Origin of the sequence: Halioxenophilus aromaticivorans, from assembly GCF_042850945.1 — a bacterium.
In the GTDB taxonomy this organism is placed as follows: domain Bacteria; phylum Pseudomonadota; class Gammaproteobacteria; order Pseudomonadales; family Cellvibrionaceae; genus Halioxenophilus; species Halioxenophilus aromaticivorans.
The window spans coordinates 4,456,896-4,470,360 of sequence record NZ_AP031496.1 but is presented as its reverse complement, the minus strand read 5'-3'; the positions used below and the strand labels follow the sequence as shown (position 1 = coordinate 4,470,360).

Annotated in this window: 14 protein-coding genes and 1 pseudogene; 6 read left to right on the top strand and 9 right to left on the bottom strand. The window is 49.4% G+C overall.

Going from position 1 to position 13,465, the window contains the following annotated elements:
- Positions 1 to 161: 161 nt before the first annotated feature.
- The 4 genes from ACGHM3_RS19120 to ACGHM3_RS19105 form a co-directional block, all read right to left on the bottom strand.
- On the bottom strand, positions 162 to 1,322 hold the full coding sequence (locus ACGHM3_RS19120; protein ID WP_345424037.1) for a type III PLP-dependent enzyme: 1,161 nt from the start codon (positions 1,320 to 1,322) through the stop codon (positions 162 to 164).
- Positions 1,323 to 1,335: 13 nt separating this feature from the next.
- Positions 1,336 to 2,181 (bottom strand): polyamine aminopropyltransferase, encoded by an 846-nt coding sequence (gene speE / locus ACGHM3_RS19115; protein WP_345424040.1) that lies wholly within the window; start codon positions 2,179 to 2,181, stop codon positions 1,336 to 1,338.
- The gene (gene speD / locus ACGHM3_RS19110; protein ID WP_345424043.1) at positions 2,181 to 2,663 is read right to left on the bottom strand and encodes an adenosylmethionine decarboxylase; all 483 of its coding nucleotides are present in this window, start codon (positions 2,661 to 2,663) and stop codon (positions 2,181 to 2,183) included. The genes speE and speD overlap by 1 nt, the downstream gene beginning before the upstream one ends.
- A 249-nt stretch (positions 2,664 to 2,912) precedes the next feature.
- Complete coding sequence (locus ACGHM3_RS19105) at positions 2,913 to 3,935, bottom strand: GGDEF domain-containing protein (protein ID WP_345424046.1); 1,023 nt, start codon at positions 3,933 to 3,935, stop codon at positions 2,913 to 2,915.
- A 472-nt stretch (positions 3,936 to 4,407) separates the two neighbouring features.
- Between ACGHM3_RS19105 and ACGHM3_RS19100 the strand changes: the two genes are divergently transcribed.
- The 4 genes from ACGHM3_RS19100 (at position 4,408) to ACGHM3_RS19085 (ending at position 8,401) form a co-directional block, all read left to right on the top strand.
- On the top strand, positions 4,408 to 5,703 hold the full coding sequence (locus tag ACGHM3_RS19100; protein WP_345424049.1) for an MFS transporter: 1,296 nt from the start codon (positions 4,408 to 4,410) through the stop codon (positions 5,701 to 5,703).
- 24 nt (positions 5,704 to 5,727) lie between these two features.
- Positions 5,728 to 6,327 (top strand): DNA-3-methyladenine glycosylase I, encoded by a 600-nt coding sequence (locus ACGHM3_RS19095; RefSeq protein WP_345424053.1) that lies wholly within the window; start codon positions 5,728 to 5,730, stop codon positions 6,325 to 6,327.
- Between the two features lie 41 nt (positions 6,328 to 6,368).
- Positions 6,369 to 7,268 carry an alpha/beta hydrolase gene (locus ACGHM3_RS19090; RefSeq protein WP_345424056.1) on the top strand — a complete coding sequence of 300 codons (900 nt, stop codon included), beginning with the start codon at positions 6,369 to 6,371 and terminating at the stop codon, positions 7,266 to 7,268.
- Between the two features lie 173 nt (positions 7,269 to 7,441).
- Positions 7,442 to 8,401, top strand: coding sequence for a sulfotransferase (locus ACGHM3_RS19085; RefSeq protein ID WP_345424059.1), 960 nt, complete (start codon positions 7,442 to 7,444; stop codon positions 8,399 to 8,401).
- 38 nt (positions 8,402 to 8,439) lie between these two features.
- Here ACGHM3_RS19085 and ACGHM3_RS19080 read toward each other — a convergent pair whose 3' ends face one another.
- Entirely contained in the window at positions 8,440 to 8,676 is a 237-nt protein-coding gene (locus ACGHM3_RS19080) for a hypothetical protein (protein WP_345424062.1), read from the bottom strand.
- 209 nt (positions 8,677 to 8,885) lie between these two features.
- Here ACGHM3_RS19080 and ACGHM3_RS19075 point away from each other — a divergent pair, with 209 nt between their 5' ends.
- Positions 8,886 to 9,296 (top strand): hypothetical protein, encoded by a 411-nt coding sequence (locus ACGHM3_RS19075; protein ID WP_345424065.1) that lies wholly within the window; start codon positions 8,886 to 8,888, stop codon positions 9,294 to 9,296.
- Between the two features lie 222 nt (positions 9,297 to 9,518).
- On the opposite strand, the gene ACGHM3_RS19070 is transcribed toward ACGHM3_RS19075, so the two are convergent.
- A complete protein-coding gene (locus tag ACGHM3_RS19070) occupies positions 9,519 to 9,920 on the bottom strand; it encodes a response regulator (protein ID WP_345424068.1) in 402 nt (133 codons plus the stop codon).
- 295 nt (positions 9,921 to 10,215) lie between these two features.
- On the opposite strand from ACGHM3_RS19070, the gene ACGHM3_RS19065 reads away from it, so the two are divergent.
- Positions 10,216 to 10,983: a LexA family transcriptional regulator gene (locus ACGHM3_RS19065; RefSeq protein WP_345424071.1), complete on the top strand. Its 768-nt coding sequence runs from the start codon at positions 10,216 to 10,218 to the stop codon at positions 10,981 to 10,983.
- A gap of 97 nt (positions 10,984 to 11,080) precedes the next feature.
- On the opposite strand, the pseudogene ACGHM3_RS19060 reads toward ACGHM3_RS19065, so the two are convergent.
- The 3 genes and pseudogenes from ACGHM3_RS19060 to ACGHM3_RS19050 all read right to left on the bottom strand — a co-directional run.
- Positions 11,081 to 11,579: pseudogene (locus tag ACGHM3_RS19060) on the bottom strand (hypothetical protein); the annotation flags it as partial.
- A gap of 85 nt (positions 11,580 to 11,664) precedes the next feature.
- Positions 11,665 to 12,924: an MFS transporter gene (locus ACGHM3_RS19055; protein WP_345424074.1), complete on the bottom strand. Its 1,260-nt coding sequence runs from the start codon at positions 12,922 to 12,924 to the stop codon at positions 11,665 to 11,667.
- 40 nt (positions 12,925 to 12,964) lie between these two features.
- Complete coding sequence (locus ACGHM3_RS19050) at positions 12,965 to 13,372, bottom strand: Rap1a/Tai family immunity protein (RefSeq protein WP_345424077.1); 408 nt, start codon at positions 13,370 to 13,372, stop codon at positions 12,965 to 12,967.
- Positions 13,373 to 13,465 lie beyond the last annotated feature (93 nt).

Here is a 13,465-nt window from a genome sequence, read left to right as displayed (position 1 = left end):
TGTTTTGTTTGTTATGCGCGTACCTTTATCGGTGTGCTGCAACGGCTGGGAAGGCTTAACTTCTTCCCGCGTTATAGGCTAAATAGTGGACGCTCTCTTTGATTTTAAACAAGCCAAGCCCAACACAGCAAACGGAGATTTTTATTGTTCGCAAATGCAAATTATGCGGGGATATTTGTACAGATAACTTTGGCGCGGGGGAATAAATTAAAGTCGGTGGCGGAGGCGTTGGTGTAAGCCCCCATCATGGTGCCTACCACAATATCGCCGATGGCCAAGGGTGGCAGGGCGATATCTTCGGCGATTACGTCGATGCTGTCACAGGTGGGGCCGGCCAAGGTCGCGCTTTGGCGTTCTGAGCAGCCGCTGAACACCGTAATGGGGTAGGCAGCGTGGTCGTAGATTCGACCGCTGAACAGGTCGTAAACACCATTGTCCAGATAGTACCACTGGCCATTGCTGCGTGGTGCTTGGCCAATAATGGAGCATATCGCCGTGCCGGCCTCGGCTACTAAGTAGCGGCCGGGCTCTGCCAATACCGAGAAGTGGGGAGGCAGCTGCGCCAGGGCTTTGCGTAGTGGTCGGCAGAATTCATCAATAGCGGGCGCATTGACATCGTAGTTTACCGGAAAGCCGCCACCGATATCGAGAATCGACATGGGACGCTCGTAGCGTTGATTGTGGTCGGCCATTAATTGTGCGCAGCTTTCTATGGCCAATAAGTGGTTATGGGGGCTCAAACATTGAGACCCGGCATGAAAAGACAGCCCCTTTATGTGCAGACCATGTTGCTGGGATCTTTGCACCAGCTCATCCACTTGGTTTGGAGTGCAGCCGAATTTTTTCGACAAATCCACCGGCGATGCCGGGTTGGGGAAGCTTACCCGCAATAACAAGCCCACACGCGCCCGGTAGGGAATAAACTTTTCGATTTCTTGCAGATTATCCACCACGAAAGTGGTGCAGCCAAAGCGCAGGGCATCGCGAATGTCTTGGTCGCGTTTGATGGGATGGGTATGAATGCAGCGAGTGGACTCAACCTTGGCCGCTTGCAGGAGTTTGATTTCGCCGGAGGTGGCAATGTCGAAATTACAGCCGATATCCGCCAGGGTTTGAATAACACCTGGGTAAGGGTTGGCTTTAATCGCAAAATAGAGTGCAACGCCGGGCAGGGCTGCGGTGAGTGCCCGGTACTGGTTGTTGATTACATTGGCATTTAACACCAGCAGGGGGGAGCCGTGCTCCTGCACCAAGGTGCGATAGAACACGGCATCGGCTGCTTGCTTTATTGCAACCGGGGGTGGTGTCTGAATGCTGGCCAAAGGTGACTGGTGGCTACTTAAGTAAGTTGGCCACAAAGCCGGGCAGCGCGAAGGCGCCCTGGTGCACTTCCGGGGTGTAGTAGCGGGTGGCTATGCCACTGGCTTGGTAGCGCTGCTTTAGTGTCTCCAAATCCAATTTACGCAAGGCTTCGTCATCGGTGGCCCAGGCGAACGCCATTACACCGCCTACGTAGGTGGGTACCGCAGCGCTGTAAAAGGTGTGATCCTGGAAATGGGCCTGTTGACGACGGTAGGTATTGGTTAACTCCTCGGGTTGCGCAAAGGGTACGCCGTTTTGAGTTACCAATACGCCGCCTGGGTTCAGAGCTTTTTTACAGGCACCGTAGAAGTCCTGAGTAAACAGTACCTCACCGGGGCCAATGGGGTCAGTGCTGTCGGAGATAATCACATCGAAGGTTTCGTTGGTCTCTCGAACAAACTTGGCACCGTCGTTAATTTCTAAGCGAAAGCGTGGGTCATCGAAAGCACCAGCATTGTGATTGGGTAGGTGAGTTCGGCTCATGTCTACCACGGCTTCGTCAATTTCCACCATCACCACTTCTTCCACGTTTTGGTGTTTACACACTTCTCGCAGCATACCGCCGTCACCACCACCGATGATCAGTACCTTGCGCGCATTGCCATGTGCAAACAGCGGTACGTGGGTGAGCGACTCATGATAGATAAACTCGTCGCCTTCGGTGGTTTGAATGATTCCGTCCAGTGCCATGACCCGGCCCCACATGGCGTTTTTAAAAATCACCAAGTGTTGATGGTCGGTGTGGGCTTCAAACAGAATCTCGTCCATGGCGAAAGACTGTCCCCAGGCATCGTAGAGGGTCTCGTTGTAGCGTTTCATTAGTCTCTTAGCACCCCGCGTAGGTGCTCGCCAACCTCAATTCGGCTGGGCAAGAAGGCACGTTTCAGCTCAATGATGGCCAGCTCGGGCTTGGCATCACCACACATAAAGACATCAAAAGCGGCGTATTCACGTTCCGGCCAGGTGTGTACGCTGATATGGGACTCAGCCAGTACAGCCACGCCGGAAATACCATCTGGAGCAAAGTGATGCAAGTGGATGTGCAACAAGGTGGCGCCGCACACTTCAACACAGCGGCGCATGGCGGTTTCCATGCGTTCCATGTCGTCCAGGTGCTTGGCGCCCCACAGATCAATGATTAAATGTGAGCCGGCAAAGGTCACACCTTCTCGAGTAATGAAATGGTCTTTGTCGTCTTGACTCTGGGTGACGCTGGTCACCTGACGGGATGAGATGGGTTCAACGCCGTTTGGCGATCCGCTAAAAGCGGTTGGTACGAGGGCGTCAACAGCACTTCGCATCAAGGCAATCCTCCGGGGAACAGTGGTTTTGTCTGTCACTCACCACCGCCTAGGCGATCATTCTGATGCCACGATGGTGCTTTATTGGACTCGCATAAAATAGGTTCAGTGGTTAAAGGAGCCGCGATTGTAACGACTTTTGTTGCTCACGCAAGGGGAAATTAGAATCGCCACAAAAGATTCATTTACGCAGTATTGCCTCATGGCAGTTCTGGTTAAGGATTTATGAGTATAAGTGCATGTGAAGAGCTAGGTAGCAGCCATACCCGAAGAGGTCAGCTTCTGCCGTTTGGCGCGGTACATCTGCTGGTCGGCTTCGTTGAGCAGTTGCTCAATGGCGTAGCCGTTGTCCGAGGCAAAGCTAACGCCAATACTGGCGGATAACTTGATGGTGGCCTCGCCGACCACGATGGGTTCATCCAGCGCCGCCAGCATGCGCGCGGCAATGGCTTCTACATTGGACGTGTTATCGGCTCCCACCAGGGCGAAGACAAATTCATCGCCAGATAACCGGCCGATATTTTGTATTGAGCCACTTTCGGTGATGATCTCGCTGGATCGCAAGGCAGCAATTAACCGCTTGCTAAAAGACACCAAAACCCGATCGCCAACCTCGTGGCCGTATTGATCATTAACCTGTTTAAATTTATCTAAATCAAAAAAGAACAGAGCAATTTCTTCTCTGTTTTTTTGCGCTTGTTTCAATGTGCGAGAAAACCAAGCAAGAAATCCGCGCCGATTATGAATTTTGGTTAATGCGTCGTGGTTGGCTACAAAATACAGCCTTTCATTGTGTGAATTAAGGCTTTGCGTGTAAGCGGCGGAAAATAACAAACACAGCGCAAACGCCGGAATGGAACGTATTAGAATGTCTGCGCCAGAAGATTGATAGGCAGCCCCCAGACACAGGCCAATAAACACTACCGAATAAACACTGGCGAATGTGTTATTAAAAATAAAAAATAGTGCATTAACGATGGGGAAAACCAATAACACGCCGCGCATGCCGTAGTAGTAGGAGGTCAATGCTAGTGCGCCGAGTTGGGCGGTGAAAAAACCGATATATAACCAGGTGGCTGCCTGGCGATGAAAACTGCCCAGTGTGCTGGCCAGGGCGATTACACCAGCAATGGCTGCGAGGGTGCCTATTGCGGGTATATCCCAAAGCCAATGGTAGATGGCGTAGGTAACGCAGATAACAAATGCTAACCAATGAATGGCTCGCGCATAGTTAGCGTTGGCAGTTGAGGTGGCCCACTTTCTTAATTGCACGGCCAGCCTCGGTATATACCATTATAAAACTGCTGTGCTTTCGCTAACTGATACATCCTTTTCGCCGCTTGCAATGACTGAGTACCTTGCAGTGGGTTACTAGCCACTGCGTTCTATTCGGAACCTCACGTAACCCAGTGTGGTTCCTAAATTACTGTGATTCGTGCCTGGCGGCATTTCTACTCTAGTCCGATTCCAGACCACTCAATTCGATAACATCGTTAATTGAATTTGAGAAGGATAAAGTTCAATCACTATCATCCTATAGCTTGTATTGTAAAACGGTATCGAGGTGAAAAACCGGTAACTTGATATCGTTTTTTAATGATAATTCTATTTTTAATGGAGTTTTTGGTCTGCAAACGATGGGTTGTCGCGGAAATTAACGTATATTTGCATTTCGGGTTATTGACGAGCTTTTGGCGATAGGCTTGTTGCCTGGGATAAGGATTATTAATTGGGTGTGTCTAAAATGAGCGAATCACAACGGTTTGGCCGCGTGTATGAATTTTTGGTGGATGAAGAAGACAGTCGCGTTTGTAAAGATATCGGAGACGCCGCCTGCCGTGTGGTGCCAGGCAACTTTCTATTGATCTTGTTAGCACAATTTATCAATAAGTTGGCGGATACCTGTTCCAGCGCTAAGTTGGTGATTCCTTGGCTGTTTGCCAGTGCTGGTGTGCCGGCTTTTTTCAGTGGGCTATTAGTGCCGATACGGGAATCGGGATCTCTATTACCTCAACTGGCCATCGCCGGGGTAATGCGCAAGTGGCCCAAGCGCAAATGGTTTTTGGTGATTGGTTACACCGGGCAGGGCTTGGGGTTAATTGCCATGGCCTGGGTGGCGACGCATATGGAGGGCGCGCAGGCAGGCTGGGGGGTATTGGCGGTGCTGGTGTTTGTCAGTTTGTCCCGCGGGTTTTCCTCGGTTGCCTCCAAGGACGTTATCGGCAAGACCATTCCCAAAACCCGGCGCGGTTCACTGAACGGCTACAGCGCCAGCGCTGCCGGAGTAATAACGCTTTTATTTGGCATTGCCCTGGCGTTGCAGCTCACCGAACAGTGGCAAAACCTAGCCCCACTATTAATTGCGGCGGCCTGTTTTTCTTTCATTACTGCGGTGTGCTTTGGCTTTGTCAATGAATACTCCGGTGCGGTGGACGGAGGGGGCAATGCCCTTAAAGCCGCCTTGCAAAGTGCCAGTATTTTACTCACTGATAGCGACTTTAGATTATTCATCAGCGTGCGGGCGTTAATGATGTGTTCTGGGCTCAGCGCGCCGTTTTTTATCTTAATTGCGCAGTCCAGTGGCGAGGACCAAGGCTTGGCCGGGCTGGGTATGTTCGTTTTGGTGGGTGGCCTAGCCAGTATGATCAGTGGTGTGGTTTGGGGGCGGTTCTCCGACAGCAGTAGCCGCAAGGTGCTCATTGCCACGGCCTTGATGATTGCCGTGTTGTGCGCGGTTGCCGCGCTGTTTGAGTGGCTGTCTCTCTCCGCGCTGAGCGTTATTTTAGGGCTTTATTTCTGTCTATCAATTGTGCACGAAGGCGTTCGAGTAGGGCGCAAAACCTATGTCTTGGACTTGGCCGGAGGGCAGAAAAGGACCGATTACGTCGCTGTTGGTAACACCCTCATTGGTGTACTGTTACTAGTCGTGGGCGTTTTGACCGCTGTGTTGGCCAATCAATCGGTATTTTGGGCGCTGATTCTGTTCGCCCTAATGGCGCTTGCTGCAGCGGCCTTGGCCACCCGATTACCCGAGGTGTAACGGCTTAATAAAGGAGCAAAGCTGATGCAAGCAACCGTAACAGGCCCCGATGGTCAACCCCGTTGTGGCTGGTGTGGCATCGCCGAGGAGTTTTTCGGCTACCACGATACCGAGTGGGGGTTCCCGGTAGATGATGACACCCGCCTATTTGAAAAGCTCTGCCTTGAGAGTTTTCAATCTGGGCTAAGCTGGCGCACTATCTTAAACAAACGGGATAATTTCAGGGTTGCGTTCAAGCACTTTGAAATCAGCAAGGTGGCCAAGTTTATCGACAAGGATGTGGCGCGATTACTCGACGATCCCGGTATCGTCCGCCACCGCGGTAAAATTGAGGCAGTGATCAACAACGCTAAGCGAGCAATCGAGCTGCAGAAAGAGGCCGGTTCGCTAGCGCACTATTTTTGGCAGTTTGAGCCAGAAGAGCTGGCTCAGCCGGAGATGGTTTCCAGTTCAGCGGTGTCTGAAAAAATTTCCAAAGATTTGAAAAAGCGTGGCTGGAAATTTGTCGGCCCTACCACGGTATATTCTTTTATGCAGGCGATGGGGCTGGTTAACGACCATTTGCCTGAGTGCTCAATTCGCGGCGCCGTCGACAGTGCCAGGCGAGCCTTTACCCGGCCATAATCAATTTGGCGGGCTCTTTTTGTTAAATGCAGGCAATTGGTATGAGCCAGACTCACAGTAATAACGATGATTATCAAATACCGGCTACGGCACCGACATGGCTGATGAATAACCTCGGCCTGCCAGGGCATTCGAAAATGGCCAACAGCCCCAATGGTGACGTGCACTACCTGACTTGGAATTGGCAAGAACCGCTGCCGGTAATGTGTTTGGTGCATGGCTTTCGGGCTCATGCCCGGTGGTGGGACGCGCTGGCGCCCTTTTTTACCGATCGATATCGGGTGTTGAGTATCGATCTGCCGGGTATGGGGGACAGTGGCCCCGCTCTCAGCTACCACCAAGACACCTATGCCGAAGGCATTTTGGCGGTGTTGGAAAGCGAGCGGTTAAGCGACGTTACCGTGATAGGCCACAGTTTTGGCGGGGCACAAACCATACGTGCCTTGTGTTTGCGGCCGGAGCGTTTTCGACGCGCTATTGTGGTGGATAGCCTAGTTTGCTTGCCGGGTGAAGACTCTATTAGGCTGCTGGAAGCAAAGCAACAGCAACGTTTACGCAGTAGTCGTGAAGACTGCATCGCCGACTTTAGGTTATTGCCGGAGCAGCCAGTGGTTGAAGAGGCCATTCTCTACCACATTGCCTACCATTCTTGCCGGCCGCAGGGTGCAGGCTGGCGCTGGAAGTTCGACCCAGCAGGCATTAATTACGGTGAAATTTTGGATGTTGCGCCATTGCGCCGCATTGCCCCTCGTGTGGATTGTATTTACGGTGGGCAGAGTATGTTTGCAGGCCAGCAGCGGCCAGAAAAAACCCTAGCTTTGTTCGGCAACCCCGGGCGGCTTATCACCATAGAGCAAGGCTACCATCACCTCATGTTGGATCAGCCGCTGGTACTAAAAGACGCCATATCGTCTTTGTTGTCTTGCTCGGAGAACGGCTAGTTCCCCGGTGTTGTTAGCGGGGTGCCAGAAAAGAGCATGGTGCGGAAGATTTTTGCTGCCTTTTACCGTAAAGTGCCTGACAGTTTAGATCGACTCTTCTACCATTGAGTAGCCGCACTGCTTCTGAGGTGTGGCGCTATCGTTTTTTTTACCTTAAGGATTGGATACTCGGAATGGACAACAGCAGTACAGGCGTCGCTCCAGATTTTTTCATCGTTGGCTCGGTAAGAACCGGCAGTACCATGCTCAGGCTTATGCTGGGGCATCATCCAGAGATCGCCCGCTGTGATGAAATGGAATATTTGCTCCCCGGCATTGAAATGATGGAAGAGGGCAGGCCAATCCAGGCGTTTCGGGATTTTCTCGAATACGACCGCATTTTCCAGCTGTACGATTACACTATCCCCCAGGCGGGCACTTACCAAGCGCTTTCGGAGGATATCTTTCGTCAGTTGTCCGAGGCCGATGGCCGTCGCATTTTGGGCGGTACTATTCATAACGATTTTGCGCTGTTAGCTAAGGTTTGGCCAAATTGTAAATACATCTTTTTGGATAGAGATCCGAGAGATGTAGCGCGCTCGGTCATCAATATGGGCTGGGCTGGCACCGCGTGGCACGGCGCTGAGTTTTGGCAAAGAGCCAAGCTCAATTGGCAGGAACTATCCACTCGGGTACCAGAGAGCCAGCGTTTAGAGTTGCGATTCGAGGACTTGGTGGCAGAGCCAGAGGCACTATTGGGCAAAGTCTGTAAGTTTTTGGGGGTGGACTACACTCCAGAGATGCTGGGTATAGATTCTGATACCACCTACCGTCCGCCCAGTAAGTCTGAGGCCGCCTCTTGGGAGAAAAAATCCAAACCACGGGAAATCGCCGAGGTTGAAACTCGAGTTGGCAAGTCATTGATTGTGGAATCGGGTTATCAGGTTAGTGACTACCCAGCAATTGATACCGGGGGGCTAGCTATGCTGCAGCTGGCGCTGCGCAACAAGTATGGCCGTAGCCGCCATCAGTGGCAGCAAATTGGATTCAAGTGGTGGTTATTGCGGATTATTGCCAACAAAACCGGCAGCCAAGCGCTCCACCGTTACATAGCGCCTACCATTAATGCCAAAGAGAACGAGCACCTCAAATAAATAGCAACAAAGCGCTGTTGGGGCGCTTTGGCCATATTTTACATACTCTTAACACGGGTCGACGGACCCTGGCCCGTTTCCTTCGCGGGCAGGTTCCATCGCCACCGTATGTGCAATTCTGCACCCGTTACCGCCAGGGATTTCAACGCTTTACATTTCGCCCACAAGCTTGGCTGGGGTGGGTGATTGAAATAATCCCCGGTCACGGTTTGTAAAAATCGCCTAGCGCAGCCGGCTCCGGCTTCGGCAAACTCATTTACTCTTTCTGCTTTCATTGGGTACTATCTTGTCTGGGTACGAAATACCAGAGCTAGTCGTGGATTCTACGTCGGCTTTGTAACATCGGCTGAGTAATTGGTGTGGTATCATCGGCCCTCGAACCCAATCGCTTGCTGTGTAAGATGTCCGCCAGAGACTGTCTACTGCAAGCAAACCCATTAGGAAGGAAGGACTAAAAATGATCAAACTAGGTAAGTACTCGCTATTGGCTGCTGTTTTCTGTGCTTTGATGGCGTGTGAAAAATCTGAAGAAGCTGCAGATTCTGCAGGTAGTGCCATGGACAAAATGGGTGACGCAGTAGAAAAAAGCGTTGATGGCGTTAAAGATTCTGCCGCTGCCGCCAAAGACAAAGCTGTTGAGATGGCTGAAGATGCAAAAGACAAAGCCTCTGAAATGGCTAGCGATGCGAAAGATGCTGCTGGCGATATGATGGACAGCGCTGGCGCCAAAACCAACGAAATGACTGACAGCGCTGAAGATGCTATGTCTGACGCTGAAGCCAAAGCCGGTGATATGAAAGATTCCGCTGAAGGCTCCGTGAAAGATGCAAAAGCTGAAGCTGCTGCAAAAATGAACGCCTTACAGAAAAATATCGAAGGTGTTGACCCAGAATAAGCTGTAATTGGTTAGGTAATAGCCGTTCTGCAGTGTGACTGGGTGGTTGGGTTGGAAGCAGCTCGCCACCTAGTTGCGACTGCACGGTTTCTGCCTTTGTTTGAGGCCTGCCTGCTTGGCTGGCTCAAGTGTCGGAATTAATCAAGTTTGTGCAAGTTGAATTGGTAGCCATTGGGCAGCGGCCTAAAGGCTGGTATGCAGCCATTACATCTCCAGTTTTCGCTACAGGCTATCAACCAGGATCGCGCGTTCCGCCCAATAAGTTTTGATGATGCCCAGGTTTTCTACCAGGTCATTGAAAGTAGCGGGTTTGGTAAAGAACGTATTACACCCATGTTGATAGGATGACTTTACATCCTCATCACTGCTGGAGGTTGTAAATATCACCACCGGAATGTGCTTGAGGCTTTCGCTGGATTTTATTTTCTTCAGCGCTTGACGTCCATCAATACGGGGCATGTTTAAATCAAGCAAAATGATGTCTGGTACATGCTGTGTAGAGTCTAGGGCCGTCAAAAGTGATTGGCCGTCTTCAACGAACGAAATTTCATCTCTGGATACCCCATTTTCAACCAAGGCATCCTCGATCAACAATTGGTCGTCTGGGTCATCTTCCGCTATCATGAAGCGCCTGCGGGGGAGGTCTCCTACGGAGGTAGAATGAGGCATAATGACAGCCCTATGTTGGTGGATTAAAGCGTGCTTCGTATCGAATGACAGAGGTTGGCTTAGTTTCCACTCTGTTGAGAGCCGCAGGGCGGCGCAGTTCAGAGGTTAGGTAAGTCAAATATAAAGAAGTTTGCCATCTATCAATCCTGAGCGCGGGCAAATATTAAGATCACTTCTTCAACATGCCAGAGTTCCTGGATATTAGCATTCTAATAATTGTGTCGCAATAGCTCGCAAATAAGGTAGCACTATGAAACACCCGGCCCCACTTTCAGCCAGGATGATCGAGTTAAGAGAGCTGTTGAAACTGTCGCAAAAAGTCTTTTCTGACGAGATAGGCATTACTCAGGGTGCCTTATCTCAGTTAGAATCTGGCAAATCGAACCTATCTGTTGCCACCCTGGAGAAAATTCACGCAACCTTCAACGTCAACTGTAATTGGCTGGTGGTAGGGAGCGGCGATATCTTTAATGTAGACGAGCTCCCAGCAGACGCCCCTATTAACATAGGCTATGGCACAATCCCGTTGGTATCGGCGGAGGCCCACGCCGGATACATCTCACAACATGAAGACCCCGAATACATCAGCGCGCTGGACATTTACCGCGTCCCCGGCTTTGAGGACGGCGATTATCGGCTGTTTGAAATCGTCGGCGATAGCATGGTGCCAACCCTCAACGACAATGATGTGGTCATCACTGAAAAAGTCACCAATTTCGAGGCCTTACAAGTAGGGTTTATCGGCGTGGTGACATCCGAACAAGGGGTAGTTGCAAAGCGCATTTATCTGGATGAGCATTCAGATGCTCATCTACTGTTGAAAAGCGATAATACCGAGTACCGACCCTACGCATTGGCGCTGGCGGATGTTCGAGAGGTTTGGGCCATAAAAGGCAAAATTACCACCGACTTCAACACGTTAGAAACCCGATCTCACCAAAAAATCGACAAGCTTGAGCGCGAAGTAGAAGGGCTCAAAGACCAACTGCGGGAGTTGGTCGACAAGCTTCAGTCGTAATGCTGTGGTCGCGCTGATCAAATCACGCCGTTGGCGTTGCTACTGTCTGCCCGTAACCAATGAAGTGCAATGGCCAGTTTAGGTGTAGTAGCTCAGACTATATCTGAGTTAAGTTCTTCTTAGCACCAATTGTATTGCCATCGATCAAATTTTCCAGTGGCGTTCTGTTGCAACACATCTTGCCCTGATGCCAGCACTCATTGTCATATGTTCGGCGTCAACTATGTTGGCCGCTCGGTCATCCTAATTGTCGCCGAACAGTCATAGTAATCCATCCAGTCGTCCAGATCTTTTTGCCACTCGACCAGTGAGCTGTACAGCTGCTTGCGATACGCGACCTTGTAACATTCATTAATAATTATTTTATGGAGGCGTTCGCAGATGCCGCTCGTTTGTGGTGAAACTGCGTTAGTCGAGGTGTGATTGGTATCGTTAATGGCTTGGGTAGTTATTTTGTTCAACTCGGTCGCAGTGCTCTGTGCTGTGATCGGTCAGGATCCGCAGCGTAGGGAGTTTGTGGGGCTTGTGGAACGGCAACACCTTGTCATTCAGTGCAGTACATCAACAGCTGTGATAGGTGTTTTGGCTGTATAGAGTATGTAAATCGATTCAACGGGGATTGTACATTTATTCGCTGGTGGAGAGCGAATTCTTATATACAGCCTATTTGATCAATACTTTTCAATTCTTGGCGGGTGGTGTTATAGAGCGAAAAAGCAATATCGCTATTGCTACCATTCCAATAAAAACTACAAACGCTATTTTATACGTTCCAGTTCGATCATATACCTCTCCGACAAAGCGTATGTTTAGCATTGTAAAAATTTGTGTTCCTATCGCTGTCATGCCCATGGCAGTGCCATAGCTGCGAGATCCAAATAGCCAGGCCACTGATGTTGTCCAAACAGGAAAGACACCTCCCACTGCGACGCCAAGCAAGCTTAAAAATAAAACAAGTATCCAAAAGCTAGGTTGAAGGATATAAATGCTCATTAGCGAAATATTGCATAAAGCAACGGCTGTAAAAAGTGACCGTAGGTCAACTTTGTCTGCTAGAAACCCCACAATTAATTTTCCACCTATTGCAGATAGGGTTTTTATTGAAACTAAGGTGGCGGCAATTTCTAGGGTGTATCCGCGATCAAGAAAATAAGGTACTTGAGATACTAATATGGATTGGTCGACGCCAAAGAATATTCCTATTGCACATGTTAGTAGCCAGAAGTTTTTAGTGCGTAAAATATCAACATAAGAAAAAGTCGGCTCGGTAATTGCTCTGGGTTCAGCCGTTGATTCTTTGGCGCTTACTTTGGAGTCGACATTGCTATCAAATTCATCTTCGTATTTATAAATGCTTGGGTCGGGTTTATCTTTGATAAGAAACATAGACAAGAATAAAAATACAAAAAAGCACAAAATACCAATAATAAGTAGGGTATGTCGCCAACCTAAGTTTGTAATAAGCCAGCCTGTAAAGGGTTGAGATAAAAGTCCTCCAACTGATGTGCTCAAGGCCAAAATGCCTAAAGCAAGGCCGCGTCGTGACTGAAACCATTTGACAGTGATTGTGTTAGCTCCTAACGCGCCACAGGTGGAAACGCCTGCTGCAATAGGGAGAAGTAGTAGCAACAGCATCATTATTGGAGATTTAAGTATAGAGATAGTAGCTATTGAGCAGCCAAATAACGTTCCTGCAAAAGCGACAAGTAAGCGAGGTGAGAACTGATCTAACAATCTTCCTGTAAAAGGGGAGAACAGTGCAATGCCTACAGAAAGAGCAATAAAGCCATTGTTGTAATTTGCTCTGCTAAGTCCAAGCTCTTCAGTGACAGGGACCGTGAACATGCCATAAATATAAGATGTGAAACCAATGGCTATAGCCGCTGAAATAAAACTTCCTGCCAGCACAGTCCATCCAGGGTAAAATCTTGTTATTTTCATAGTAGTCGCATTGTTAGGCAAGTTGTGAGGTGTTAAGGCTTTAATCGTTTAAAGTGGTAACGCAGATGGACGATGTTACGGACTGTATAATTAATTCTGCAGCGTTATTTTGAGCTAGCTTATCAGGATTTTTGTGAAGGTATTCTACAACTAGTTTTACGACGCTCTCTGTAGTCAGATTGTCAAAGCATTTTGGCAATCTATCGTCTTTACTCTGCGATTTCATGGTTAAAACTGTACCTTGAATTAAGCCTGTGCATAGACCTGTGTTTAAGGCATCTTTCATTTCTCTGTCGCGGATATAGGTTTTTGTAATTTCACATTGTTCTAGCAGTCTGGGGCCTGTCGCGCCCATATCAGAAATTTGAGTGGCGTTGGCGGAAGACGGTGCCGATATTTGTAATAAGGTAACTGAGCATGACAGAGCTAGTATGACTACAGTTTTCATTTAAAATCCTTGACTTAGTTGGAAAGTGATGAGATGCAATGATAAAGGAGCTTATTAGGAGGCATGCTCATTTGGCGGCATTCACACTGCAAT